The organism is Pseudomonas sp. JR33AA, assembly GCF_021378985.1.
Lineage (GTDB): Bacteria > Pseudomonadota > Gammaproteobacteria > Pseudomonadales > Pseudomonadaceae > Aquipseudomonas > Aquipseudomonas alloputida.
The window spans coordinates 127,121-151,371 of the sequence record NZ_JAJSAW010000008.1; the positions used below are offsets into that span (position 1 = coordinate 127,121).

Below are 24,251 nucleotides of genomic sequence, written 5' to 3' on the forward strand. Positions count from 1 at the left end.
GAAGACTTCGGCTTCCCGACCACTGCCACACAACACCCATCTCATCATGGATAGAGGTGTGGCAAATACCCAATTCAGGAGATCGCAGCCTGATAATGCAAAGATGCCCTCGAACGAGGGCATCTTTATTGGATTTTAAGCCGCACCCCACATCTTATGCGGGTCAATCACAAACTTCTTCGGCACACCCGCATCGAACTCGCCATACCCTTCCGGCGCCTGATCCAGGTTGATCACCTGCACCCCCACCACTTCAGCGATGTTGATCCGGTCCCACATGATCGCCTGCATCAGCTGGCGGTTGTACTTCATGGTCGGGGTCTGGCCGGTGTGGAAGCTGTGGGACTTGGCCCAGCCGAGGCCGAAACGGATGCTCAGCGCGCCGATCTTGGCAGCGGCATCGACCGCGCCCGGGTCTTCGGTTACGTACAGGCCCGGGATACCGATATTGCCGGCTACACGAGTCACCTGCATCAGCGAGTTCAGCACGGTAGCCGGGGCCTCGTGCTTGGCACCTTCGTGGCCATGGCCACGGGCCTCGAAGCCGACGGCGTCGACGGCGCAGTCCACTTCCGGCTCGCCGAGGATGTCGACGATCTGCTCGTGCAGCGGGGTGTCCTTGGACAGGTCGACCACTTCGAAGCCTTGCGACTTGGCGTGAGCCAGGCGGGCCGGGTTGAGGTCGCCGACGATCACGCAAGCAGCGCCGAGCAGGCGCGCCGAGGCCGCAGCGGCCAGGCCGACCGGGCCGGCGCCAGCAACATAAACGGTGCTGCCTGGGCCGACACCGGCAGTTACGGCACCGTGGTAGCCGGTGGGCAGGATGTCGGACAGGCAGGTCAGGTCACGGATTTTCTCCATGGCCTTGTCGCGATCCGGCAGTTTCAGCAGGTTGAAGTCGGCGTATGGCACCAGCACGTATTCAGCCTGGCCGCCGGTCCAGTCGCCCATGTCGACGTAGCCGTAGGCACCACCGGCGCGGGCCGGGTTGACGGTGAGGCAGACACCGGTGTGCATCTCTTTGCACGAGCGGCAGCGGCCACAGGCGACGTTGAACGGTACCGACACCAGGTCGCCGATTTTCAGGCGTTCGACGTCACGCCCCATCTCGACGATTTCACCGGTGATTTCGTGGCCCAGGACCAGGCCTACCTGGGCAGTGGTGCGGCCGCGGACCATGTGCTGGTCGGAGCCGCAGATGTTGGTGGAGACCACCTTGAGGATCACGCCGTGCTCGATCTTCTTGCCGCGTGGGTCTTGCATTTTCGGGTAGTCGATCTTCTGTACTTCGACCTTGCCAGCGCCGAGATACACCACTCCACGATTGCCAGACATGCTCTTACCTCGCTTGATTTTTATTTATGCAGCGGTGGTGGAACGCGCCGCCATTCATGGGCGGCATGTGTTTCTGGAATGCAGGGAATTGTGGGCCGGATGGGGCGGGATGCGCTGACTGAAAACGACAGGGGGATGCCTTTTTACGGCAGGCCAAATGCAGGGGGCCGCTTTGCGGCCCTATCGCGACACAAGGCCGCTCCTACAGGAGACTGAAATCGCCTGTAGGAGCGGCCTTGTGTCGCGATAGGGCTGCGCAGCAGCCCCTGAATGGTTCAGAGCACGACCGTCCGATTGGCATTGAGGAACACCCGCCGCTCAATGTGATACCCCACAGCCCGTGCCAGGGTCAGGCACTCGATATCGCGCCCTTTGGCAATCAGGTCTTCCGGGTAATGGCTGTGGTCCACCACTTCCACGCCCTGAGCAATGATCGGCCCTTCGTCCAGGTCGTTGTTGATGTAGTGCGCGGTCGCGCCGACCATCTTCACGCCCTTGTTGTACGCCTGGTGATAAGGCTTGGCGCCCTTGAACCCAGGCAACAGCGAGTGGTGAATATTGATCGCCCAGCCATCCAGTCGCCGGCACAGCTCAGGCGATAGCACCTGCATGTAACGGGCGAGGATAACCAACTCGGCACCGGTCTCCTCGATCACCTGCAACACCTTGCGCTCTTGCCCAGCCTTGTCGTTGGGGTCGAGTGCAAAGTGGTAGTAGGGAATCTTGTGCCAGTGCGCCAGTGGTTCCAGATCAGGGTGGTTGGACACCACCGCGACCACGTCCATGCCCAACTGACCAATGCGCTGGCGATACAGCAGATCATTCAGGCAATGGTCAGCCTTGGACACCATGATCACCACCTTGGGGCGGTGGTTGGGCGCGGTCAGCTCGAAAGCCATGCCGAACGCTTCGCTGCGCTCGGCGAGGCCGGCCCGGAAGCCCGCCTCGTCGAAATCATCCGGCTGACGGAACTCGACGCGAATGAAAAAGCGTCCCGACTGCCGGTCATCGAAGGAGTGGTGCTCCGTCACGTAGCAGCGCTGCTCGAAGAGGTAACGCGTCACCACGTCGACGGTGCCGAGCATGCTCGGGCAGTCGGCGGTGAGAATCCAGGTATCCGGTGCCCGACTCATGTTCTGCGCTCCTTACGCTTCGATGCTCAAGCCGTATTCGGCCGAAGCGTCCTGCAGCCACAGCCACCAGTAGTCGGCGAAGCTGCGGCGAATCACCAGCTCCCAGGTGTCTTCTGCAGTGCGGCGGATCACCAGTTGCGACTTGGCGAACACGGTGCCCACGGCCTTGCCCACCGGGAAGTTGTTCGGGTGAACATCATAGCTGGTGGATTTCATCAGCACGTCGCGCACGTTCGGGCCGCGCAGTTCCAGCAGGCTTTGCCCGCCGCTGACATTGACTACCTGAATGTGCTGGCCTTCAAGGGCCGCGCGCAGCTTTTGCTCCGCTGCCAGCTCCTGACCGCCGGGTACGATCAGCAGCCACTCATCTGGACCGACCCATTGCAGCGACATGTCCTTGTTGGCGACCACGGTCAGCGCCACGGGCAGCTCCAGGCCAAGGGCCTTGTGCACGCCGGCGGCGAATTCCGGGTTGTGGCCGTCACCGCGCAGGGTGAGGTGGCCGAGGAACTTGCGTTCACGCAGGGTCACGCCTGCGTTCTTGCGGCCTTTACCTACCAGGCTGGCCAGGTCGGCATGGTGCAGTGGCGACTGGGCTTTGGCCTCGGCGCCGGGGTTTTGCTGGAAGACGTTGATAGCGCTCATTTCTTACCTGCCTTGAATTCTGTAGTCCGTAAGACCTGGATCGTCACGGGTTGCAGGGATCCTGTAGGAGCGGGTTTACCCGCAAAGAGGGCGCTGAGCCCACCATCGCATTCGCGGGTGAACCCGCTCCTACAGGGATCGCATTACAACCTGGCTTTCCGGTAAGGCCTCAAACGTTCTGCCGCTCACCCTTCGGATCGAAGAACACCGAAGACACGATCTCCGCCTCGATCACGCTGCCATCCGCCTGCGGCGAGTAGACACGCTCGCCCATGCGCTTGAGGCCGCCTTTGACCACACCCATGGCGAACGAGTAGCCCAGGGAGTTGGACGCGTAGCTGGAGGTGACGTGGCCGACCATGTCCATCGGGATCGGTTGTTTCGGGTCGAACACCAGTTGGGCGCCTTCCGGCAGCCACTTGGTCGGGTCGACCGGCTTCAGGCCTACCAGCTGCTTGCGGTTCTCACGTACGCAGTCTTCGCGGTTCATGCCACGCAGGCCGATCCACGAGAACGGCTTGTTGCGGCCAACGCACCAGCTCATGTTCAGGTCGTCCGGGTTCATCGAACCATCGGTGTCCTGGCCAACGATGATGAAGCCCTTCTCTGCACGCAGTACGTGCATGGTCTCGGTGCCGTACGGGGTCAGGTTGTACTTCTTGCCAGCCTCGATGATCTGTTCCAGCACGCCCATGGCGTAGTTGGCCTGCACGTTGACTTCGTACGACAGCTCACCGGTGAACGAGATACGGAACACGCGGGCCGGCACGCCACCGACGTTGCCTTCCTTCCAGGTCATGAACGGGAAGGCTTCCTTGTCCATGTCGATGTCGGTCAGCTCGCTCAACAGCTTGCGGCTGTTAGGGCCGGACAGGGTCATGGTGGCCCAGTGGTCAGTGACCGAAGTGAAGTACACCTTCAGCTCTGGCCATTCGGTCTGGTGATACAGCTCCATCCACTGCAGCACGCGGGCAGCGCCGCCGGTGGTGGTGGTCATGATGAAGTGGTTGTCGCCGACGCAGGCGGTTACGCCGTCGTCGAAGACCATGCCGTCTTCCTTGCACATCAGGCCGTAGCGGGCCTTGCCCACGTCGAGCTTGGTCCAGGCGTTGGTGTAGATGCGGTTGAGGAATTCGCGCGCGTCCGGGCCCTGGATGTCGATCTTGCCCAGGGTCGAGGCGTCCAGCAGGCCGACGCTGTCGCGCACGGCCTTGCATTCACGCGTGACGGCAGCATGGATGTCTTCACCGGCTTTCGGGAAGTACCACGGACGTTTCCACTGGCCGACGTCTTCGAACTCGGCGCCGTTCTTCACGTGCCAGGCATGCAGGGCAGTGAAGCGCACGGGCTCGAACAGGTGACCACAGTGACGGCCCGCTACCGCGCCGAAAGTGACCGGCGTGTAGTTGGGACGGAACATGGTGGTGCCCATTTCCGGAATGGTGATGCCGATCGAACGGGCGGCGATGGCCAGGCCGTTGATGTTGCCCAGTTTGCCCTGGTCGGTACCGAAGCCCAGCGCGGTGTAGCGCTTCACGTGCTCGACCGACTCGAAGCCCTCACGGGTGGCCAGCTCGATACCGGCCGCCGTCACGTCGTTCTGCTGGTCGACGAACTGCTTCGGCCCCTTGGTGCCTTTGTCGTGCGGCACCAGGAACAGTGCCACGGTGGCCTCTTCCTTGCGCGCCACGGTTTTTGGCAGGGTGCCGACAGTGGCCTTGAAACCGGCCTCGGTGGCTGCGCGGACGCCGCCTTCGAAGCCATCGGCAATCACATCGCCCAAGGCATACACGCCGTTGATACCACCAACGCACTCGCGCTTCTGCGGGGCATCGCCCGGCACGAAGCCAAGGATATCGTCACGCCATACCGGGCGACCGCCCAGGTGCGAAGCCAAGTGCACGATCGGGCTGTAACCGCCCGAGGACGCGACCAGATCGCACTCGAGAATTTCGCCTGGGCTGGTGACCTTGTGCGCCTGCACATCGATTGCCGCTACACGGGCACCGGTGACGTGCTTGCTGCCTTTGGCCTCGACCACGGCGCTGGAGGTGAGGATGCGAATGCCTTTGGCACGCGCTTCTTCAACCAGCGAGCCACGTGGGTTGTGACGGGCGTCGGCGATCGCGACCACTTGCAGGCCGGCATCGTGCCAGTCCAGTGCAGCGCGGTAGGCGTGGTCGTTGTTGGTCGACAGTACCAGCTTGCGACCCGGCGCTACGCCATAGCGGCGAACATAGGTGGAAACAGCACCGGCCAACATGTTGCCCGGCACATCGTTGTTGCCGTACACCAGCGGGCGCTCGTGGGCGCCGGCAGCCAGTACCACGCGCTTGGCGCGAACGCGGTGCACGCGGTGGCGAACCTGACCGATCGGGGCGCGGTCGCCGAGGTGGTCGGTGAGGCGCTCGTGAATGGTCAGGAAGTTATGGTCGTGGTAGCCGTTGACCGTGGCACGTGGCAGCAGGGTCACTTCCGGCAGGCCTTCCAGCTCTTTGACCACGGCGTTGACCCAGTCGGTAGCAGGCTTGCCGTCGAGGGTTTCGCGGGTGTCGAGCAGGCTGCCGCCGAACTCTTCCTGCTCGTCAGCCAGGATCACGCGGGCACCGCTGCGCGCAGCGGCCAGTGCGGCAGCCAGGCCAGCAGGGCCGGCGCCGACGATCAGCACGTCGCAGTGCCGGTTCATGTAGTCGTAGCTGTCCGGGTCGTTCTGCAGCGGTGCACGGCCCAGGCCGGCGGCTTTGCGGATGTACTTCTCGTAAGTCATCCAGAACGATTTGGGGTACATGAAGGTTTTGTAGTAGAAGCCCGGCGGCATCATGCTGCCGCCAACCTTGCCGAGGATGCCCATGACGTCGTTGTTGACGTTCGGCCAGCCGTTGGTGCTGGTGGCGACAAGGCCCGCGTACAGTGCCTGCTGGGTGGCGCGCACGTTGGGGATCTGGGTAGCTTCGCTGGAGCCGATCTGCAGGATGGCGTTCGGCTCTTCGGTACCGGCGGCGATGATGCCGCGTGGGCGCGAGTACTTGAAGCTACGGCCGACAATGTCGACGCCGTTGGCCAGCAACGCGGCGGCCAGGCTGTCACCGGCATAACCCTGGTAGGTCTTGCCGTTGAAGGTGAAGTTCAGGACCTTGCTGCGGTCGATACGGCCGCCGCTGGCGAGGCGATAGGTCTGGCTCATACTTTTTCCCCTTGGCCTTTGACGGTCGACGCGGCGCTGGCGGCTTTGCCGTTGGCGGTCACTTGCGGCTTCTCGCCAATCTTGTAGGTTTCCAGAATTTCGTAGGTCACGGTGTCACGGGTGACGTTGAAGTACTGGCGGCAGCCGGCAACGTGGTCCCACAGTTCATGGTGAATACCGCGCGGGTTGTCACGGTAGAACATGTAGGTCCCCCACTCCTCGTCGGAGCAGGCGTTAGGGTCCAGCGGGCGGGCGATGTGCGCCTGGCCAGAGGCGTGGAACTCTTCTTCGGAGCGCAGCTCGCCGCAGTGGGGACAGAAAATATGCAACATGACGGTGTCTCCGGTTAGTGGGCGACGGCGGCGGCGCCGTGTTCGTCGATCAGTGCGCCGTTGTAGAAACGGTCCATGGAGAACGGCGCGGCCAGTGGGTGCATTTCGCCCTTGGCCAGGCTCGCGGCGAAGACGTTGCCCGAACCGGGGGTCGCCTTGAAGCCGCCAGTACCCCAACCGCAGTTGAAGAACATGTTCTTGACCGGGGTTTTGGTGATGATCGGGCAGGCGTCCGGCGAGGTGTCTACGATGCCGCCCCACTGGCGGTTCATGCGAACACGCGAAAGGTTGGGGAACATCTCGACGATGGCCTGCAGGGTGTGCTCGATCACGGGGTACGAACCGCGCTGGCCGTAGCCAACCCAGCCGTCGATACCGGCACCGATTACCAGGTCGCCCTTGTCGGACTGGCTGATATAGCCGTGTACGGCGTTGGACATGATCACACTGTCGATGATCGGCTTGATCGGCTCGGATACCAGTGCTTGCAGCGGGTGCGATTCCAGCGGAAGGCGGAAGCCGGCCAGCTTGGCCATGTGCCCGGAGTTGCCGGCGGTAACCACGCCGACGCGCTTGGCGCCGATGAAGCCTTTGTTGGTTTCCACACCGATGACCGCGCCGTTTTCCTTGCGGAAGCCGATCACTTCGGTTTGCTGGATCAGATCGACGCCCAGGGCGTCGGCAGCGCGGGCGAAGCCCCAGGCCACGGCATCGTGACGGGCAACGCCGCCACGGCGCTGAACGGTCGCGCCGAGGATCGGGTAACGGGTGTTCTTCGAGCAGTCCAGGTACGGGATTTCAGCCGCAACCTGGGCAGTGTTGAGCAGTTCGCCATCGACGCCGTTGAGGCGGTTGGCACTGACCCGACGTTCGGAGTCACGCATGTCCTGCAGGGTGTGGCACAGGTTGTAGACGCCGCGCTGAGAGAACATCACGTTGTAGTTCAGGTCCTGGGACAGGCCCTCCCACAGCTTCATGGCGTGCTCGTACAGGTGCGCCGACTCGTCCCACAGGTAGTTGGAACGCACGATGGTGGTGTTACGGGCGGTGTTGCCGCCGCCCAGGTAGCCCTTCTCGATCACGGCAACGTTGGTGATGCCGTGTTCCTTGGCCAGGTAGTAGGCCGTGGCCAGGCCGTGGCCGCCACCGCCGACAATGACCACGTCGTAGACCTTTTTAGGGGTTGGCGTGCGCCACATGCGCTGCCAGTTTTCGTGGTGGCTGAGGGAGTGCTTGAAAAGGCCGAAGCCCGAGTAACGTTGCATGGTGTGTGACTCCACTCAGCGGTAGACAGGGAAATCTGCGCACAGCGCTGCGACGTTCTTCGCCACATCGGCTTCGACGTCTGCGTCACCGAGGTTGTCGAGGATGTCGCAAATCCAGCCAGCCAGGGCCACGCACTGGGCGACCTTGAAGCCGCGGGTGGTGACGGCCGGGGTGCCGATACGCAGGCCCGAAGTGACGAACGGCGACTGCGGGTCGTTCGGCACAGCGTTCTTGTTGACGGTGATATGCGCACGACCCAGGGCGGCGTCGGCGTCTTTGCCAGTCAGGCCCTGACGGATCAGGCTGACCAGGAACAGGTGGTTGTCGGTGCCACCGGAAACCACATCGTAGCCGCGGTCGATGAACACTTGGGCCATGGCCTGGGCGTTTTCGATCACTTGCTGCTGGTAGGCCTTGAAGCCTGGCTCCAGCGCTTCCTTGAAGCACACCGCCTTGGCAGCGATCACGTGCATCAGCGGGCCACCCTGGGCACCCGGGAATACAGCGGCGTTCAGCTTTTTCTCGATCTCTTCGTTCGACTTGGCCAGGATCAGGCCGCCACGCGGACCGCGCAAGGTCTTGTGGGTGGTGGTGGTGACCACATCGGCGAACGGGATCGGGTTCGGGTACAGGCCAGCGGCAACCAGGCCGGCAACGTGGGCCATGTCGACGAACAGCAGCGCGCCCACTTTGTCGGCAATGGCGCGGAAGCGTGGGAAATCGAGGGTCTTGGAGTAGGCCGAGAAACCGGCAACGATCATTTTCGGCTTGTGCTCGACCGCCAGGCGCTCGACTTCGTCATAGTCGATCAGGCCGGTGTTGGTGTCGATGCCGTATTGCACAGCGTTGTACAGCTTGCCCGAGGACGACACTTTGGCGCCGTGGGTCAGGTGGCCACCGTGGGCCAGGCTCATGCCCAGGATGGTGTCACCGGCTTGCAGCAGGGCCAGGTACACCGCGCCGTTGGCCGACGAGCCGGAGTGCGGCTGGACGTTAGCGTAGTCGGCACCGAACAGCTGCTTGGCGCGCTCGATGGCCAGGGCCTCTACCTTGTCTACGTGCTCGCAGCCACCGTAGTAACGCTTGCCAGGGTAGCCTTCGGCGTACTTGTTGGTCAGGCCGCTGCCTTGGGCCTGCATGACGCGCTTGCTGGTGTAGTTCTCCGAGGCGATCAGCTCGATGTGATCTTCCTGGCGCTGTTCTTCGGCATTCATCGCCGCCAGCAGTGCATCGTCGTAACCCTGGATCTGGTCTTGCTTGCTGAACATTGTGTATCTCCCGGCAGCGATCATTTTTTGTCGTGGGGCACTGTGGCCCTTTGTGGCGATGTTATGACTGGCGGGGCCGGGTCAGATGCCTGCGCACGCCTTGCAATGGCGCGTTTACGACATTCGCTGTTGAGCTGTTTGCGCTGGCCCTTTCGCGGGTGAACCCGCTCCTACAGGTACGGCGGCGCTCTGAAGGCTTGCGGCGCCCTGTGGGAGCGGGTTCAACCGCGAAAAGGCCAGCCCGGACAATACAAAAATCAGCCGATGCACGGGTTGTATAGGCAAGTGCTGAATCGATGGTTTAGAGTGCTGGTCTGCGTCGTTCACAGGACCGTGCCATGACAGACAAGAGCCAACAATTCGCCAGCGACAACTATTCCGGCATCTGCCCCGAAGCCTGGGCGGCGATGGAAAAAGCCAACCGCGGCCATGACCGCGCCTACGGCGACGACCAGTGGACCGAGCGTGCATCGGCGTACTTCCGCAAGCTGTTCGAAACCAACTGCGAAGTGTTCTTCGCCTTCAACGGCACCGCTGCCAACTCCCTGGCCCTGGCGTCGCTGTGCCAGAGCTATCACAGCGTGATCTGCTCCGAGACCGCCCACGTCGAAACCGACGAATGCGGTGCGCCGGAGTTTTTCTCCAACGGCTCCAAGCTGCTGACGGCAGCCAGCGTCAACGGCAAGCTGACGCCACAGTCGATCCGCGACGTGGCGCTCAAACGCCAGGATATCCACTACCCCAAGCCGCGCGTGGTGACCATTACCCAGGCCACCGAGGTCGGCACGGTGTACCGCCCCGACGAGCTGAAGGCGATCAGCGCCACCTGCAAGGAGCTGGGCCTGAACCTGCACATGGACGGCGCACGCTTTACCAATGCCTGCGCGTTCCTGGGCTGCAGCCCGGCCGAGCTGACCTGGAAGGCCGGCGTGGATGTGCTGTGCTTTGGCGGCACCAAGAACGGCATGGCGGTGGGCGAGGCGATTCTGTTCTTCAACCGCCAGCTGGCCGAAGACTTCGATTATCGCTGCAAGCAGGCCGGGCAACTGGCGTCGAAAATGCGCTTCCTGTCGGCGCCATGGGTTGGGCTGCTGGAAGATGGCGCCTGGTTACGCCATGGCAACCACGCCAATCATTGCGCGCAACTGCTGGCATCGTTGGTCAGTGACCTGCCGGGCGTAGAGCTGATGTTCCCGGTGGAGGCCAACGGGGTGTTCCTGCAGATGCCGGAGCACGCAATCGAGGCGCTGCGGGGCAAGGGCTGGCGCTTCTATACCTTTATCGGCAGCGGTGGCGCGCGCTTCATGTGCTCGTGGGATACCGAAGAAGCGCGGGTGCGTGAGCTGGCGGCGGATATCCGCACGATCATTGGTGGCTGAGCGAGTGCCGGGGCCGCCTTGCGGCCCCGGCGATCTAGAGCCTGAAGCCGCCCATCTGCCGCGCCAGGTCATCAGCCAACCCACGCAACGCCTGGCACTCCTCGCGGCACCCTTGCACCTCCGCCGCCGTCTCACGCGCCAAATCGGAAATCCCCTGCACCGTCCGGTTGATTTCCTCGGTCACCGCCGACTGCTCCTCGGTAGCCGTGGCCACCTGATGATTCATATCACTGATGTGCTCCACCTGGTCGGTAATCGCGCTCAGCGATGCCCCGGTGCGCTGGCTCGATTCCACGCCACTGCCGGTCGCCTGCTGCCCTGCCTGCATTGAACTCACCGCCGAACCTGCGCCTAGCTTCAGGCGCTGGATCATCTGCTGCACTTCATCGGTGGACAGCTGTGTACGCCGGGCAAGCGTCCGTACTTCATCGGCCACCACAGCGAACCCGCGCCCCATCTCCCCTGCCCGCGCGGCCTCGATGGCAGCGTTCAGTGCAAGCAGGTTGGTTTGCTCGGAAATGCTGCGGATTACCGCGAGCACTTCATCGACCGAGGCGACTTCGTCGGCCAGCTGGCTGACCGCATCGGCCGCCTTGCCGATGTCGCCCGACATGCCCTCGATGCCCCGAATGGATCGTTGCACCACCTCGCGGGCCTGCAACGCCTCGTCTCGTGCAGACTGCGACGCCTGGGCCGCATCGCCGGCATTGCGGGCGATGTCCTGCACGGTCAGGCCCATCTCGTGTACAGCAGTGGCGACCATTTCGGTCATCTCCTGCTGGCGCCCGGAGCGTTCGGCGGTGTTGTCCACCACCTGGGTGACCTGCTCCACGGCCCGCCGCAGCCGCTCGGAGGTACTCAACACCTCGCCGATCAGGCTGCGTTGGCTGTCCAGGAAGCGGTTGAAACCACGGGCCAGGTCACCCAGCTCATCCTGACGCGAATCGTCCAGGCGGTGGCTGAGATCACCCGCTCCACTGCCAATCTGAACCAATGCGGCGGTAACGCGGCGGATCGGCCGCACCAGGCCACGCGCCAGCAATACCACCAACAGCAGCGACACCAACGCTACGGCGCCACCGATCAGGCTGGTCAGCCAGACGGCCTGATGCATTTGCGCGTAGATTTCCGACTCTGGTACTTCGGCCACAAGGGTCCAGTTCAGGTCGCGCAGCGGCAGGCCCAGCGCCAGGTAGCGCTCACCGTCACGGCTGAAGCGGCTGCTACGCAGGCTCCCGCCTCCGGCCATGACGCCCTTGGCTGCGTACGCGCCAAGCTGCTCGGCAAGCTGGCGCTTGCCACTGAAGGCAGCATCGGGATGCACCTGGATCAGGCCATCGTTGCGCACCAGGAACACCCTGCCGTGTTCGCCAAAGCTGAAGTCGTGGATCAGCTTCGATAACTCGGTCATGCGCAAGCCCAAGCCGGCCACACCCACCAGCTTGCCTTCCTTTTCCACGCGATAGTCGATGAACAGTGCCAGTTCGCCGGTGGCACCATCGATGTCGATGTTGATGAACCGCTCGGCGCCGCTGTCGATGTAACCGTAAAACCACTTGTCCTTGGGGTTGCTACGGCTAAGGGTGCGGTCCAGGCCGTTCTCGTTGTAGTAGTGGCCGGTTTCGGTCGAGGCGAACAGCGCAGTAAAGGCGTGGTTGCGCTGTTTGGCGGCGGCCAGGTATTCGATGAATTGGGGTGCCTGCGCAGGATCTTCACCGGCAGCAAGCCAGTCGCGCAGCAGGGTGTTACCGGCAATGTCCGCGGCAGCGACCAACGGTTGGCCCAGCATGCGCTCGATGTCATTGCGGATGGCTTCGATACTGGCTGGCAGGGCAGTGTCGACCAGGTAGCGGTCGGTGAGGCGGTTGAGCGCCACGGTGAAGATAATGACCACAACCAGGATGCTCGCCAGCAAGGCAGCGCCCATGCTGGTGATCAATTGCAACTGGATGCTCTTACGCCAGATACGCATGCCCCTACTCCCCCGCACATTATTGTTTTGCGGAAAGTGTATACACTTGCGTATCCAGTTAATCCAGTGATCTGACGCAATCAGATGCACCCTGTAGGGGTGGGTTTGCCCGCGAATGCGATGTTGAAGCCGCTGATGCTTTCGCGGGTGAACCCGCTCCTACGGGGGGACGGTGTAAGGCCTTATTGCTCGGCGATGGTCCGCACGATGGCATCCACCGTGGCGTCGATCTGCGCTTGAGTGCGCGCAAGGGTCTGCTGATGCTCTTTCTGCAGTTCAACCTGTTTGGAGCACAGGTTAAGGGCAGCCAGCACCAGCAGTTTGTCACCGATCAAGGTCGGGTACTGACGCTTGGTCTCGTTAAGGGCTGTGTTGAGCATCCGTACCGCCTGGGCCAGGGTTTCTTCCTGGCCTTCGGGCGCCTTGATCGAATAGTCGATGCCGAGAATCGACACGACATTGATCGGCTGCTCTTGCAGTCTCATGCGCCAACAACGCCCGCGCTGGCGCGCTCGACCAGGGCCTGGATACGTGCTGCGGTGGCGCCGTTCTTCTCTTCCTGTTCCATCAGCGACAGCTGCAGGGTTTCGTTCTCTTCCTTGGCCTGGGCCAGTTCCTGGCCAAGGGCGGTGTTCTGCTCGATGAGTTGAGCGTTTTTCTGCAGCAGGTCGCTGACCAGTTGCTCGATTTGATTCAGGGAAGCTTCCAGCATGGGTCTATCTCAGGTTGTTGCGAGGGGCACACACGATAAAGAAAAGTGCAGCCCATCGCCATTAAATATCGGATTCATAAGGTGTCTGCCCCGCAGATTGACAGGGTAATCGCCCCCTTGTTCCGACCTGGATCAACCGCCGGTCAGGAAAAGGTTCTTGGTTGCACAATTTTCCCCGGACGCATTCAAGACTGGCCAGTCACGACCGATAGCCCGGCAAGTCATGTTTTGTCGCCCTTTTCCCACTTGCCTGGATCCTCCTCTCCATGTCCCTACGCAACATGAATATTGCCCCGCGCGCGCTGCTCGGCTTCGCGCTCATCGGCCTGCTGATGCTCGGCCTTGGTATCTTCTCCCTGGTGCAGATGGGCAACATCCGCCAGGCGGGCATTGCCATCGAGCAAGTCAGCGTGCCCAGCATCAAGATCCTCGACGAACTCACCGCGCTGAACCTGCGCATGCGCACGCTTTCCTACCGCCTGCTGCTCAACCGCGAGCCGGCAACCCAACGCGACACGTTCGATCTGCTGGAACAGCGCAACAGCCAGATCGACCGGGCACGCCAGGCCTACTTGCCAATGATCGTCGCCGCCGACGAACAGGCAGCGTTCGACCAGTATGGTCAGTTGCTCAACCAGTACCGCCAGCTGGAATCGCGCATGCGCACACTGAGCCAGGCCGACCGCCTGGATGAATTGCGTGACCTGCTCAACCGCGACCTGCTGGCCAACTCCGAGCAGATCAACAAGGTCATGGACACCTTGGTGCGCATCAACACTGATCAGACTCGCGCCACCAACGAGAAAGCCGCCAACCAGTATGCCAGCGCTTTCGCCCTGGTGATCGGCCTGCTGATTGCCGCCACCGTACTGACCTTCGCCTGCGCCTTCCTGCTGACCCGCAGTATCGTCAAGCCGATCGAAGAAGCGCTCAAAAGCGCCGAGCAAGTCGCCGACGGCGACCTGACCCACGTCATCCGCGCGGAGGGCACCGACGAAGCCGCCCGGCTGTTGCGCGCCATGGCACGCATGCAGGACAAGCTGCGCGACACCTTGCAGCAGATCGCTGGCTCCGCCACCCAGCTGGCCTCGGCGGCAGAAGAGTTGAATGCCGTCACCGACGAAAGTGCCCGCGGCCTGCAGCAGCAGAACAATGAGATTGAACAGGCCGCCACTGCAGTCACCGAAATGACCAGTGCGGTGGAAGAAGTGGCGCGCAATGCCGTGAGTACCTCAGAAGCCTCCAGTGAAGCAAGCCGCTCCACCGGAGATGGTCGTGACCTGGTGATGGAAACCGTGGGTGCGATCGAGCGCATGAGCGGTGATGTACAGGCCACCGCTAAGCTGATCACCCACCTGGCCGAGCAGTCGCGCGACATTGGCAAGGTGCTGGACGTGATCCGTGGCCTGGCCGACCAGACCAACCTGCTGGCGCTGAACGCCGCCATCGAAGCGGCGCGCGCCGGTGAAGCGGGCCGTGGTTTTGCCGTGGTCGCCGATGAAGTACGGGCGTTGGCTCACCGTACCCAGCAGTCGACCAGCGAAATCGAGCGCATGATCGGCAGCATCCAGGGTGGAACGGAAGAGGCGGTAGAATCGATGCGCACCAGCACCGAGCGTGCCGAGTCGACACTGAACATCGCGCGCGGCGCGGGCATGGCACTGGACACCATCGCCGGCGCGGTGGCGCAGATCAACGAGCGCAACCTGGTGATCGCCAGCGCAGCGGAAGAGCAGGCGCAAGTGGCCCGGGAAGTGGACCGCAACCTGGTGAACATCAATGACCTGTCGGTGCAGAGTGCTACCGGGGCGCATCAGACCAGCGCGGCGAGTGCCGAGCTGTCGCGCCTTGCCGTGGACCTGAATGGGTTGGTGGCACGCTTCCGTACCTGATCTGAATGACTTGGGGCCGCTATGCGGCCCTGATCTGTTCAACGCTTTTGATCGGGCTCGAAGACCTGCTGGCGATAGGGCCAACAAAGGGCGAGAACTCGGCCTCTGCCAGATCCATCACAGAGAGGCCATAGCCGCCTCCCTTAAGCTTTTTGTTCAGGGACTTGGCAGTCGAAAATCCTTTCACCCCAACCTTCACAAGGCCTGCGGCAGCGACCAACTCAGTACTACCAGGTACGCCGTAAGAAACCAGCTTACTACCAACGAGGGCCGTCCACTTCGCTGTTTCAGACAATACTTTTAGCCTGCTCGGGCCAGACCAGGCAGCTTTGATCCGCGAACCTAACCATAAAGCGTTTTTTAACAACGCAAGAATACTGAACGCCCCGCTTGGGTCATGCCTGTTGATCGGATCGCCCAGGCAATAGGCATAAGCACTGATGCCACCCTTGGAAAATGGGCTCAGATGGTCTGCAGATAAGAATCGCCTTAACGCTGGGCGATATACTCTTCTGCCGTTGCCGAGCAAGTAATTACCAGTGAACCGATCTTGGAACTCTCCATTGAATACGAGCAATGACTCAGGTCTGCCAGGCTGTAGGCCGTAAGGATCGTACCGCACCGGGCTCAATATATTCACGGCAATCGAAGCGCGCGGCATCATACAGATCCTCTAAGTGGTCTGAAGTGAAGTTACTTCACTTTCAGATACTCTGGAACTGACAAATCTGCTAGCTCTCCGATAGCGCCGAGGGCCGCTTCTCAGCCCCAGCATCCCTTAATCAGTAATCGATCCGCACATCCCCTTTCGGCACACTGCAGCACGACAGGATATAACCCTCGGCTTCGTCCTCTTCGGTAATGCCGCCGTTGTGCTCCATCTCCACCTCACCGCCCAGCTTGAGCACCTTGCAGGTGCCGCAGATACCCATGCCGCAGGCTTTCGGGATCATCAGGCCTACCTTGGCTGCCGCCGCATGGACGGTCTCACCCGGGGCGATGCGGATGCTCTTCTCGCTGCCGATGAACTCCACCAGATTGAGGTCGGACACGTCCAGTTCCGGTGCATCGGCCGCCTGCTCGGCGTGCTCCACGGCATCGGCCTTGGCTTCCGCCGGCGTGGCACCGAACGATTCCTCGTGGTAGTTCTTCATGTCGAAACCGACTGCTTCGAGCATGCGCTTGACCGCCGTCATGTACGGCGTCGGGCCGCAGCAGAACACGACACGGTCCATGTAATCAGGCGCAATAAGCTCCATCAGCCGCTGGTTCAGGTAACCGCGATACCCCGCCCAAGGCTCACCCAGGCCATGCTTCTCGCAAATGATGTGCAGGCTGAAGTTGGGGATACGCGAGGCCATCTGCTCCAGCTCGCGGTGGTAGATGATGTCCTTCGGCGAACGGGCGCTGTGCACGAACACCATGTCGACATTGGCGTTGGTGTCGTAGAACCAGCGCGCCATCGACATCACCGGGGTAATACCGACGCCGCCCGACAGGTACAGCACCTTGCCGGCCGGGAAGTCGATGGCGTTGAACAACCCCACCGGGCCGTGCACCGGCAGCTCGAGGCCTTCGTGCATGGTGTCGTGCAGGAAGTTGGAAACCAGGCCGCCCGGCACGCGCTTGACGGTGATCGAGAAGCTGTAGGGCACTGACGGCGAACTGGAGATGGTGTAGGAGCGCATCACGGGCTTGCCTTCGATCTCCAGCTCCAGGGTGACGAACTGCCCTGGCTTGAAGAAGAACATGATCGGCTGGTCGGCCATGAAGCAGAAGGTGCGCACGTCCCAGGTCTCCTGGATGACCTTGACGCAGCGCACGATGTGGCGGCCGTTGGCCCAGGTCTGGGTAGTGACCGGATTGAGGAAGGTATCGGACATGTTCATCTCCAGCGGCCGACTATGGCCCTTTTCATGCTGCGATAATGCGCAAGCTGAAGACGACGCACATTCCTGCCTGCGACATCGACGTGCTTATCGCGACCAGCCCCGTGGCACAAGGGCTAGCGCGTCGTTATTCAAATCGGCCATGTCGCCCATGGATACGGTTCGCGGCGTCTTCGGACGCACACTCCACGGCAAAAGAACGAGCTGTTTTATCTGAAGCAGCCTTGCGGCACCACAACAACGATTAGCCACCTTTTGCCGGCCGCATACGGCCCCGAGGAATACACGATGGACGTCACCGCAACCCTGAGCCTGGGCGATCCACTTGAACCTGCACGCAAGGCTACCGCCGAGATGCTGCAGACCCGCGAGCGCACCTACTCGCTGCCCCAGCCTTTCTACACCGACGAGCGTCTGTTCCAGATCGACATGCAGGAGATCTTCCATAAAGAATGGCTGATCGCCGGCATGACCTGCGAGATCCCGGCCAAGGGCAACTATATCACCCTGCAGATCGGCAAGAACCCGATCATTGTGGTGCGCGGTGCCGAAGGCAAGGTGCATGCCTTCCACAACGTCTGCCGCCACCGCGGTTCGCGCCTGTGCGTCAGCGAGAAAGGCAAGGTGGCCAAACTGGTGTGCCCATACCACCAGTGGACTTACGAGCTGGACGGCCGCCTGCTGTTCGCCGGCACCGAGATGGGTGCTGACTTCGATATGAACCAGTACGGCCTCAAGCCGGTGAACGTGAAGGTTGCCGGCGGCTACATCTTCATCAGCCTGGCGGAAAACCCGCCTGCCATCGACGAGTTCCTGGCCACCCTGGACCATTACATGGAGCCGTACGACATGGAGAACACCAAGGTGGCGGTGCAAACTACCTTGATGGAAAAGGCCAACTGGAAGCTGGTGCTGGAAAACAACCGCGAGTGCTACCACTGCAACGGTTCGCACCCGGAACTGCTGCAAACCTTGCTGGAATGGGACGACACCAACGACCCGCGCGCCAGCCAGGAATTCAAGGACCACGTGGCCGCCTCCGCCGCTGCCTGGGAAGCCGAGAAGATCCCTTACCTGCACAAGAGCCACGGCCTGCGTAACCGCATCGTGCGCATGCCGCTGCTCAAGGGCACCGTATCGATGACCATGGACGGCAAGCAGGCCTGCCAGAAGCTGATGGGTCGCATCAAGAACCCGGACCTTGGCTCGATGCGCATCCTGCACCTGCCGCACTCGTGGAACCACTGCATGGGCGACCACATGATCGTGTTCACTGTGTGGCCTATCAGCGCCCAGGAGACCATGGTCACCACCAAGTGGCTGGTGCACAAGGATGCCGTGGAAGGCGTGGACTACAACCCCGAGAACATGCGCAAGGTGTGGGATGCCACCAACGACCAGGACCGCCGTCTGGCGGAAGAGAACCAGCGTGGGATCAACTCCACCGCTTACCAGCCTGGGCCTTACTCGAAGACCTATGAGTTTGGCGTGGTGAACTTCATCGATTGGTACAGCGGGCGGCTACTGAACAACCTGGGGGCGGAGCCTGCGCCGTATCTGAAGGAAGTGCAGGCGCAGTAACCCGTACCACCCACTGGCATGGCAAATTGCCGTGCCAGTGGGTTTATGGTTGCCTTGTGTCCCCAGTCGGAGACGGAGGCGGCGCACTGGGTTGAGTACCCCAGGCACGCCACGCATCCGCAGCTGCTCGACCTGCCGAAGCGATCCTGGCCCCTAGTGCCATGCCTCGGCCCCACACGTACGAAGCCCCTTCGACAACCATCCGCACACCGGTGACTTCATAGACTGTCTCCCAGGCTACCCTTACTCCCGACACTCCGGGCTGTCCTACCCCCCTCCATACAGCCTGTGCCGCCTCGGCGTTGGAGAACAAGCCACCGCTGATGTTCCCAATTGCGTTGCCCAGCCCCAGGCGACGGCCATTAGTGGTCAGTACATTACCAATCCACCCTTGCTCGACACCACTCAAGGCGGTGCCTGCAACCCCCATTCCTCCTGCGTAGAAAAGGCTTGTATTACCAATCCGGGATCTTAGGCTCGGCTCGGCATAGAGCGTACCGGAATGCTGACTTTGCAAGCGGGCAACCGCGTTTCTGGCCGTTCGTGCGACAGCCCCGCCAAGCGTCACCGAACTCGAAAACATGCTTATGCCACTGATCACCGGGCTAATCACGTCGACCCGGTTGCGGGCGAACAAGGTGACCGAGAAGGCGCCACTGGGGTCGACCCGGTTGATCGGGTCGCCAGCACAATAGGCATAGGCATTCAGCCCACCATCTGAGAAGGGGCTGAGTGAGTCGGCAGAGTGAAAGCGCATCAACACAGGGTTGTAGGTTCGCCGGCCGTTGCCCAGGTGATAGCAACCCGTCAGGTGATCGACCATCTGCCCGGCGAAGGCAATATTCCTTGCCCCGGCATAGGCCCCGTATGCTGAATACGACCTTGAAATCCCGCCCATGTGGGGAGGGGTAACTGTTTGCAGCATGCCATGCATGATGAACGCTCGCCCGATGGTGATCGCTCATTTTACTTGCCTGAAATAGGACTGCTAACTGATAGAAATGATAGGTTCTTGGTACTTATTCACAGGTTTTGACTCAGGTGATCCTGAATTTTTACCTGCACTCGGGGTTCAAGCGTGTGTGAGCCCCGATTGGCTGTTTTCTGATCAAAGCACTCGAAGACAGGAACGGCGGGGTCTACAGCCGCTATCAAACAGATTATCCACAGACCGGCTCACAGAGATTGTGGGAAAATCCTGGCAAAAAGCAGCATGCCCGCATCAGGCGATGCCGAGGGAAGCTGATCATTTTATGATCTAATCCGTGTAAGCGCCGTTATATAAGGCTCCCAGCCATGCACCAACAATTTATCCACACCTTGGCGAACAGATTCCGTGGGCAAAAACATCGTACCTGACGGTTCGTCCAGTTTGCTGGGGCATGTGACGGGGAAAATGAATAACTTATACACAGGGGAATGGGCTATGGATTGTGTCGCAGGGGCCGCAGCGCGGCCCCAGGATCTGGATCCTGCCCCAAATTAACAGGGCTGCTAAGCGGCCCATCGCGTCACACAGGCCGCTCCCAGGGGGACTCAGCGCAATACACCCTCTTCCACCAGCAGCTTGAGGATCGCCTCAGCTCCTTCCTGCGGCGAAACGTCCTTCAGTACCTTGCCACCACCGCCACTGGCCTTGGCCGTCGCCGCTTTCATCCGGTCAGCGCCGCTCTTGGCCTTGATCACCTTCAAGCGCTTGGGCCGAGGGCGGGCCGGTTGCAGCTCGGCTTCGGCCAACAGTTCATCTTCGACGATGGCCACATTACGCGCCGCCAATACCCCCCGGCGCGCGGGCCCAAAAGCGCTCTGGCGCGGCTTGGGCGCAGCGTTATCCACAGTCGCCAGCAACGGCAGGCGTACCTTCAGCCGACGCCGCTGACCACGCGGCAGAGCCTGCAACACCTGGGCGGTACCGTTGTCGATCGACTCCACTTCGGCCAACCCGACAATCAGGGGCCAGCCGAGCTTTTCGGCCAGCAGGAACGGCAACATGCCCGACCCCTCGCCGGTCTCGGCCTGGCTACCGGTCAACACCAGTTGGGCCCCGGCGTCGCGCAGATAATCGCCCAGCACGCCCAGCACATCGGCACCGGCCGGTTGCTCCAGCACGTCGAGGTGGTCGAGGCCCATGCCCAGGTAGGCGCGCAGTGCTTCTTCGCGCGGGTCGCCAGCGTGCACCACCTGCAAGTTATCCCCAGCCAGCTGCAAGCCAAGCTCTACGGCGCGGGCATCCTGCTCGGCGCGGCGAGCGCGGCCGGAGCTTGGGTGGGCGCCAATGGAAACCAGGCTGATCACTTTCGTACTCATGCTCGTGCCCTTATGCCGCGTCGCGCTGGCCGCCACTGCGGAAGTTGTCCACAGCCTCGATCAGCGCCTTGAGAATCGCCGAGCTGTCGCCAATCACCGACAGGTCAGCCCGTTTGATCATGTCGCAGCCTGGGTCCATGTTGATCGCCACCACCTTGTCGCAGGCACCGATACCCTGCAGGTGCTGGATCGCGCCTGAGATACCCACAGCCACATACACGCGTGCGGTAACCCAGGTACCCGTGGCCCCGACTTGGCGGTTGCGCGGCATGAAGCCGTCGTCCACCGCCACCCGCGAAGCGCCTTCGGTTGCGCCGAGGGCTGCGGTGGCCTTGTGGTACAGGTCCCAGTCCTTGACACCGTTGCCGCCCGAGACGATGAATTCCGCTTCGGCCATGGCGATGGTGGCCGGGTCGACGGCCACCGAACCAAGGTCTTCGATGCGCGGCAGGCTGCGCACCACACTTGTGGACAACTCCACCGGTAGCGCTTCGTGACGGGTCTCGCTGACCGGCTCGGCGCACTCGGCCGCCGCCAGGATCAGACGTGGCACGGCGCGTTGCAGGTCCTGCTGGCCGGCACCGGCGCGGCCAATGCACTGACCGTCCTTGACCTGCCATACCCGCGTTGCCGGGCGCTCGCCCAGCGCGGCGCCCAAGCGCCGACCCAGTTCACCGCCACCGGTGCGGCTGTCGGGCAGCAGCCAGTGGCGCGGCGCGAACTGGTTATCCACAGCGCGCAGGCCTTGCACCAGTTGCTCCGGTGCATAACCCTCGAAGGCCTCGCCCTCGATAACCAGCAGGCGGTCGACACCGGCTGTGGAAAAGTTGCTTTCCTTGTGCTCGTTGAACACCACGGCCAGCACCGCCCCGTCGCTGCCGGCCAGGCTGTGGGCCAGGCCAAGCAGGTCGCGGTCGTGGCTGCTCAGGCGGCCGCCAACCATGTCCGGCACGACGGCAATGTAGAACGCCGGCGCCGCCACCTGGTGCAGTGGCAGCTTGACCTCGACCGCCGCCGTGCGCCGACCGCCCGCACCGGTGCCCTGCTGGGCGCCGCTGCGGTCGATCCGCTTGATGCCGGCCGGGCCGACAAAGCCTGCTGCAATCGCATGCGGGTTCTTGCGAATGATGCCGTTAGGCCCCATCCAGCTGGTCTGCTGCGTCTGCATCGCGGCATGCAGCGGATGCAGACGGTTACGGGCGATCCACTCGGTGCGTGGATCGCGGCGGATAATGTCGCTCATCAGTGCACCTCCGCAGGTTCACGTTTAGCCGTTTGCGGCTTTGGGACAGTGGATGCGTCCTCCTCGATCAGCACGTCGGCCACCAGTTCGGCCAAGTCCTTGATCTGTGGGCGCGGCTCGACCACGCCTTCAAGCATGGCGGTGCACTGCGGGCAACCCACGGCTACCAGCTCGGCCTCGGTCTCACGGATGTCGTCCATGCGCATATCGGGAATACGCTGCTTGCCAGGGATGTCAGTGATCGGCGCACCGCCACCACCACCGCAGCAACGGGAACGGAAGCCCGAGCGCTGCATCTCGCGCACCTCGATCCCCAGCGCCTTGAGCACTTCGCGCGGGGCTTCGTACTCGCCGTTGTAGCGGCCCAGGTAGCACGGATCGTGGTAAGTGACGCTGCCGCCCTTGTGCTGGCCAAGGTTGAGTTTCTTGGCCGCGATCAGTTCGGCGATATAGGTGCTGTGGTGCTGCACCTGGTAGTTACCGCCCAGAGCGCCGTATTCGTTCTTCAGCACATGGAAGCTGTGCGGATCGCAGGTGACGATACGCTGGAACCTGTACTTGGCCAGGGTCTGGATGTTGCGCTTGGCCAGTTGCTGGAAGGTCGCCTCATCGCCCAGGCGACGCGCCACGTCGCCGCTGTCGCGCTCTTCCAGGCCGAGCACGGCAAAATCCACGCCCGAGGCTTTCAGTACTTTGACAAACGAACGCAAAGTGCGCTGGTTGCGCATGTCGAAAGCACCATCACCGACCCAGAACAACACGTCGGTCGCTTTCACTTCAGACAGCAGCCGCAGGTTGAGGTCGGCAGCCCAGTTCATGCGCCCGCCGGGGGCAAAGCCGCCGGGGTTGTCGGTGGCGATCAGGTTGTCCAGCACCTCGGCGCCCTTGTTCGGGGTAGCGCCCTTTTCCAGGGTGAGGTGGCGGCGCATGTCGACGATGGCATCGACGTGCTCGATCATCATCGGGCACTCCTCGACACAGGCACGGCAGGTGGTGCAGGACCACAGCGTTTCGGCGTCGACCAGGCCATTGACGATTGGCTGGTGTGGATTGCCGCCGTGTTCGCCGATCGGTTTGCCAGGGTACGGGCTACCGGCGAATTGGGCGTCAGTGCCACCGGCAAGGCCGATGACCATGTCCTGGATGAGTTTTTTCGGGTTCAGCGGCTGGCCAGCGGCAAAGGCCGGACACATGGCTTCACATTTACCGCACTGCACGCAGGCATCGAAGCCCAGCAGCTGGTTCCAGGTGAAGTCGACTGGTTTTTCCACGCCAAGGGGTGCGTTCGGGTCTTCCAGGTCCAGCGGCTTGAGGCCGGTGGAGCGGCCGCCGCCGAAGCGTTCGGCACGGCGGTGCCAGGCCAGGTGCAGGGCACCGGCGAAGGCGTGCTTCATCGGGCCGCCCCAGGTCATGCCAAAGAACAGTTCCGACACACCCCACAGCACGCCCAGCCCCAGAACGGCGACCATCACCCAGCCACCGGTGTTGGCCGGCAGGATACCGGCTACCGGCAGGGTGGCAATGAAGAAGCTCACGGCGAACGCCAGCAAACTCTTCGGCAGGCGCATCCACGGGCCCTTGGACAGGCGGGAGGGCGGGTTGAGGCGGCGTTTGAAGACAAAGATGGCACCAGTAAACATGATCACCGTGGCTACCAGCAGTGCGTAGCCGAGGATCTTGCTCTGCAGGCCAAAACCATGCACCAGAATGGCCAGAGCAGCAGACAGCACAAAGCCGCCCGCAGTGGCCACGTGGGTCTTGGACATGTATTTGTCGCGCTCGACCACATGGTGCAGGTCCACCAGGTAGCGGCGCGGCATGGCCAGCAGGCCGCCGATCAGGTTGACCTGGGACGGCCGGCCACGGCGCCACATGCGCACCCGGCGCAAGGCACCGAGCACTGCCAAGCCAAGGGCAGCGAACAGCAGGATGGGTAGAAGGGTGTTCAACATGGGAGGCTCCCACAAACAGCTGGATTCTTGCGCCGACCAGAGGGCGAGACTGGCCCCGTGTGGGAGCAGGTCCACCCGCGAATGCGTCCGGTCAGGCAACAATGTTGTCAGTGCTGACGCATTCGCGGGTAAACCCGCTCCTACAGGGATCGCGCCCGATG

Annotated in this window: 19 protein-coding genes and 2 pseudogenes; 4 read left to right on the forward strand and 17 right to left on the reverse strand. The window is 62.2% G+C overall.

Annotated elements, in window-relative coordinates:
- Positions 1-135: 135 nt before the first annotated feature.
- From fdhA to LVS58_RS15140, 7 genes are all read right to left on the reverse strand, one after another.
- A complete protein-coding gene (gene fdhA / locus LVS58_RS15110) occupies positions 136-1,335 on the reverse strand; it encodes a formaldehyde dehydrogenase, glutathione-independent (RefSeq protein WP_060480490.1) in 1,200 nt (399 codons plus the stop codon).
- 275 nt (positions 1,336-1,610) lie between these two features.
- Positions 1,611-2,468, reverse strand: a complete 858-nt coding sequence (gene purU, locus LVS58_RS15115; protein ID WP_233691750.1) for a formyltetrahydrofolate deformylase — start codon at positions 2,466-2,468, stop codon at positions 1,611-1,613.
- Between the two features lie 12 nt (positions 2,469-2,480).
- Positions 2,481-3,113 (reverse strand): sarcosine oxidase subunit gamma, encoded by a 633-nt coding sequence (locus tag LVS58_RS15120; protein WP_003255677.1) that lies wholly within the window; start codon positions 3,111-3,113, stop codon positions 2,481-2,483.
- A 169-nt stretch (positions 3,114-3,282) separates the two neighbouring features.
- A complete protein-coding gene (locus LVS58_RS15125; RefSeq protein ID WP_233691751.1) occupies positions 3,283-6,297 on the reverse strand; it encodes a sarcosine oxidase subunit alpha in 3,015 nt (1,004 codons plus the stop codon).
- Positions 6,294-6,629, reverse strand: coding sequence for a sarcosine oxidase subunit delta (locus tag LVS58_RS15130; protein WP_019436925.1), 336 nt, complete (start codon positions 6,627-6,629; stop codon positions 6,294-6,296). Before LVS58_RS15130 ends, LVS58_RS15125 begins: the two co-directional genes overlap by 4 nt.
- A gap of 14 nt (positions 6,630-6,643) precedes the next feature.
- Complete coding sequence (locus tag LVS58_RS15135; protein WP_003255680.1) at positions 6,644-7,894, reverse strand: sarcosine oxidase subunit beta family protein; 1,251 nt, start codon at positions 7,892-7,894, stop codon at positions 6,644-6,646.
- Positions 7,895-7,909: 15 nt separating this feature from the next.
- The gene (locus LVS58_RS15140) at positions 7,910-9,163 is read right to left on the reverse strand and encodes a serine hydroxymethyltransferase (RefSeq protein ID WP_003255681.1); all 1,254 of its coding nucleotides are present in this window, start codon (positions 9,161-9,163) and stop codon (positions 7,910-7,912) included.
- A gap of 338 nt (positions 9,164-9,501) precedes the next feature.
- On the opposite strand from LVS58_RS15140, the gene LVS58_RS15145 reads away from it, so the two are divergent.
- Positions 9,502-10,542 (forward strand): threonine aldolase family protein, encoded by a 1,041-nt coding sequence (locus tag LVS58_RS15145; protein ID WP_233691752.1) that lies wholly within the window; start codon positions 9,502-9,504, stop codon positions 10,540-10,542.
- Between the two features lie 34 nt (positions 10,543-10,576).
- Here LVS58_RS15145 and LVS58_RS25315 read toward each other — a convergent pair whose 3' ends face one another.
- From LVS58_RS25315 to LVS58_RS15160, 4 genes and pseudogenes are all read right to left on the reverse strand, one after another.
- The gene (locus LVS58_RS25315; RefSeq protein ID WP_370588310.1) at positions 10,577-11,314 is read right to left on the reverse strand and encodes a methyl-accepting chemotaxis protein; all 738 of its coding nucleotides are present in this window, start codon (positions 11,312-11,314) and stop codon (positions 10,577-10,579) included.
- 126 nt (positions 11,315-11,440) lie between these two features.
- Positions 11,441-12,514 (reverse strand): annotated as a pseudogene (gene mcpH / locus LVS58_RS25320) (methyl-accepting chemotaxis protein McpH); the annotation flags it as partial.
- Between the two features lie 182 nt (positions 12,515-12,696).
- Positions 12,697-12,999, reverse strand: a complete 303-nt coding sequence (locus tag LVS58_RS15155; protein ID WP_110744749.1) for a cell division protein ZapA — start codon at positions 12,997-12,999, stop codon at positions 12,697-12,699.
- Positions 12,996-13,226 carry a hypothetical protein gene (locus tag LVS58_RS15160; RefSeq protein WP_233691754.1) on the reverse strand — a complete coding sequence of 77 codons (231 nt, stop codon included), beginning with the start codon at positions 13,224-13,226 and terminating at the stop codon, positions 12,996-12,998. Before LVS58_RS15160 ends, LVS58_RS15155 begins: the two co-directional genes overlap by 4 nt.
- 281 nt (positions 13,227-13,507) lie before the next feature.
- Here LVS58_RS15160 and LVS58_RS25325 point away from each other — a divergent pair.
- Positions 13,508-14,263 (forward strand): annotated as a pseudogene (locus tag LVS58_RS25325) (MCP four helix bundle domain-containing protein); the annotation flags it as partial.
- Positions 14,255-15,118, forward strand: a complete 864-nt coding sequence (locus LVS58_RS25330; RefSeq protein ID WP_406669825.1) for a methyl-accepting chemotaxis protein — start codon at positions 14,255-14,257, stop codon at positions 15,116-15,118. The pseudogene LVS58_RS25325 and the gene LVS58_RS25330, both read left to right, overlap by 9 nt.
- A gap of 19 nt (positions 15,119-15,137) precedes the next feature.
- Here LVS58_RS25330 and LVS58_RS15170 read toward each other — a convergent pair whose 3' ends face one another.
- Positions 15,138-15,779 (reverse strand): RHS repeat-associated core domain-containing protein, encoded by a 642-nt coding sequence (locus LVS58_RS15170; RefSeq protein WP_233691756.1) that lies wholly within the window; start codon positions 15,777-15,779, stop codon positions 15,138-15,140.
- Positions 15,780-15,900: 121 nt separating this feature from the next.
- The gene (gene gbcB, locus LVS58_RS15175) at positions 15,901-17,001 is read right to left on the reverse strand and encodes a glycine-betaine demethylase subunit GbcB (protein WP_233691757.1); all 1,101 of its coding nucleotides are present in this window, start codon (positions 16,999-17,001) and stop codon (positions 15,901-15,903) included.
- Positions 17,002-17,295: 294 nt separating this feature from the next.
- Between gbcB and gbcA the strand changes: the two genes are divergently transcribed.
- A complete protein-coding gene (gene gbcA / locus LVS58_RS15180; RefSeq protein ID WP_014589386.1) occupies positions 17,296-18,588 on the forward strand; it encodes a glycine-betaine demethylase subunit GbcA in 1,293 nt (430 codons plus the stop codon).
- A 43-nt stretch (positions 18,589-18,631) separates the two neighbouring features.
- On the opposite strand, the gene LVS58_RS15185 is transcribed toward gbcA, so the two are convergent.
- The 4 genes from LVS58_RS15185 to dgcB all read right to left on the reverse strand — a co-directional run bounded on the left by LVS58_RS15185 (position 18,632) and on the right by dgcB (position 24,090).
- Positions 18,632-19,522, reverse strand: a complete 891-nt coding sequence (locus LVS58_RS15185; protein ID WP_325175985.1) for an RHS repeat-associated core domain-containing protein — start codon at positions 19,520-19,522, stop codon at positions 18,632-18,634.
- 602 nt (positions 19,523-20,124) lie between these two features.
- Positions 20,125-20,895 (reverse strand): electron transfer flavoprotein subunit beta, encoded by a 771-nt coding sequence (etfB, locus tag LVS58_RS15190; RefSeq protein ID WP_003257512.1) that lies wholly within the window; start codon positions 20,893-20,895, stop codon positions 20,125-20,127.
- Positions 20,896-20,905: 10 nt separating this feature from the next.
- Entirely contained in the window at positions 20,906-22,138 is a 1,233-nt protein-coding gene (gene etfA / locus LVS58_RS15195) for an electron transfer flavoprotein subunit alpha (RefSeq protein ID WP_233691758.1), read from the reverse strand.
- Positions 22,138-24,090: a dimethylglycine demethylation protein DgcB gene (gene dgcB / locus LVS58_RS15200; protein WP_233691759.1), complete on the reverse strand. Its 1,953-nt coding sequence runs from the start codon at positions 24,088-24,090 to the stop codon at positions 22,138-22,140. The genes etfA and dgcB overlap by 1 nt, the downstream gene beginning before the upstream one ends.
- Positions 24,091-24,251 lie beyond the last annotated feature (161 nt).

Coding starts and splice junctions, on each gene's coding strand:
- fdhA (WP_060480490.1), bottom strand. CDS start 1,335: ATGTCTGGCAATCGTGGAGTGGTGTATCTCGGCGCTGGCAAGGTCGAA.
- purU (WP_233691750.1), bottom strand. CDS start 2,468: ATGAGTCGGGCACCGGATACCTGGATTCTCACCGCCGACTGCCCGAGC.
- LVS58_RS15120 (WP_003255677.1), bottom strand. CDS start 3,113: ATGAGCGCTATCAACGTCTTCCAGCAAAACCCCGGCGCCGAGGCCAAA.
- LVS58_RS15125 (WP_233691751.1), bottom strand. CDS start 6,297: ATGAGCCAGACCTATCGCCTCGCCAGCGGCGGCCGTATCGACCGCAGC.
- LVS58_RS15130 (WP_019436925.1), bottom strand. CDS start 6,629: ATGTTGCATATTTTCTGTCCCCACTGCGGCGAGCTGCGCTCCGAAGAA.
- LVS58_RS15135 (WP_003255680.1), bottom strand. CDS start 7,894: ATGCAACGTTACTCGGGCTTCGGCCTTTTCAAGCACTCCCTCAGCCAC.
- LVS58_RS15140 (WP_003255681.1), bottom strand. CDS start 9,163: ATGTTCAGCAAGCAAGACCAGATCCAGGGTTACGACGATGCACTGCTG.
- LVS58_RS15145 (WP_233691752.1), top strand. CDS start 9,502: ATGACAGACAAGAGCCAACAATTCGCCAGCGACAACTATTCCGGCATC.
- LVS58_RS25315 (WP_370588310.1), bottom strand. CDS start 11,314: ATGACCGAAATGGTCGCCACTGCTGTACACGAGATGGGCCTGACCGTG.
- LVS58_RS15155 (WP_110744749.1), bottom strand. CDS start 12,999: ATGAGACTGCAAGAGCAGCCGATCAATGTCGTGTCGATTCTCGGCATC.
- LVS58_RS15160 (WP_233691754.1), bottom strand. CDS start 13,226: ATGCTGGAAGCTTCCCTGAATCAAATCGAGCAACTGGTCAGCGACCTG.
- LVS58_RS25330 (WP_406669825.1), top strand. CDS start 14,255: ATGCAGGACAAGCTGCGCGACACCTTGCAGCAGATCGCTGGCTCCGCC.
- LVS58_RS15170 (WP_233691756.1), bottom strand. CDS start 15,779: ATGCCGCGCGCTTCGATTGCCGTGAATATATTGAGCCCGGTGCGGTAC.
- gbcB (WP_233691757.1), bottom strand. CDS start 17,001: ATGTCCGATACCTTCCTCAATCCGGTCACTACCCAGACCTGGGCCAAC.
- gbcA (WP_014589386.1), top strand. CDS start 17,296: ATGGACGTCACCGCAACCCTGAGCCTGGGCGATCCACTTGAACCTGCA.
- LVS58_RS15185 (WP_325175985.1), bottom strand. CDS start 19,522: ATGCATGGCATGCTGCAAACAGTTACCCCTCCCCACATGGGCGGGATT.
- etfB (WP_003257512.1), bottom strand. CDS start 20,895: ATGAGTACGAAAGTGATCAGCCTGGTTTCCATTGGCGCCCACCCAAGC.
- etfA (WP_233691758.1), bottom strand. CDS start 22,138: ATGAGCGACATTATCCGCCGCGATCCACGCACCGAGTGGATCGCCCGT.
- dgcB (WP_233691759.1), bottom strand. CDS start 24,090: ATGTTGAACACCCTTCTACCCATCCTGCTGTTCGCTGCCCTTGGCTTG.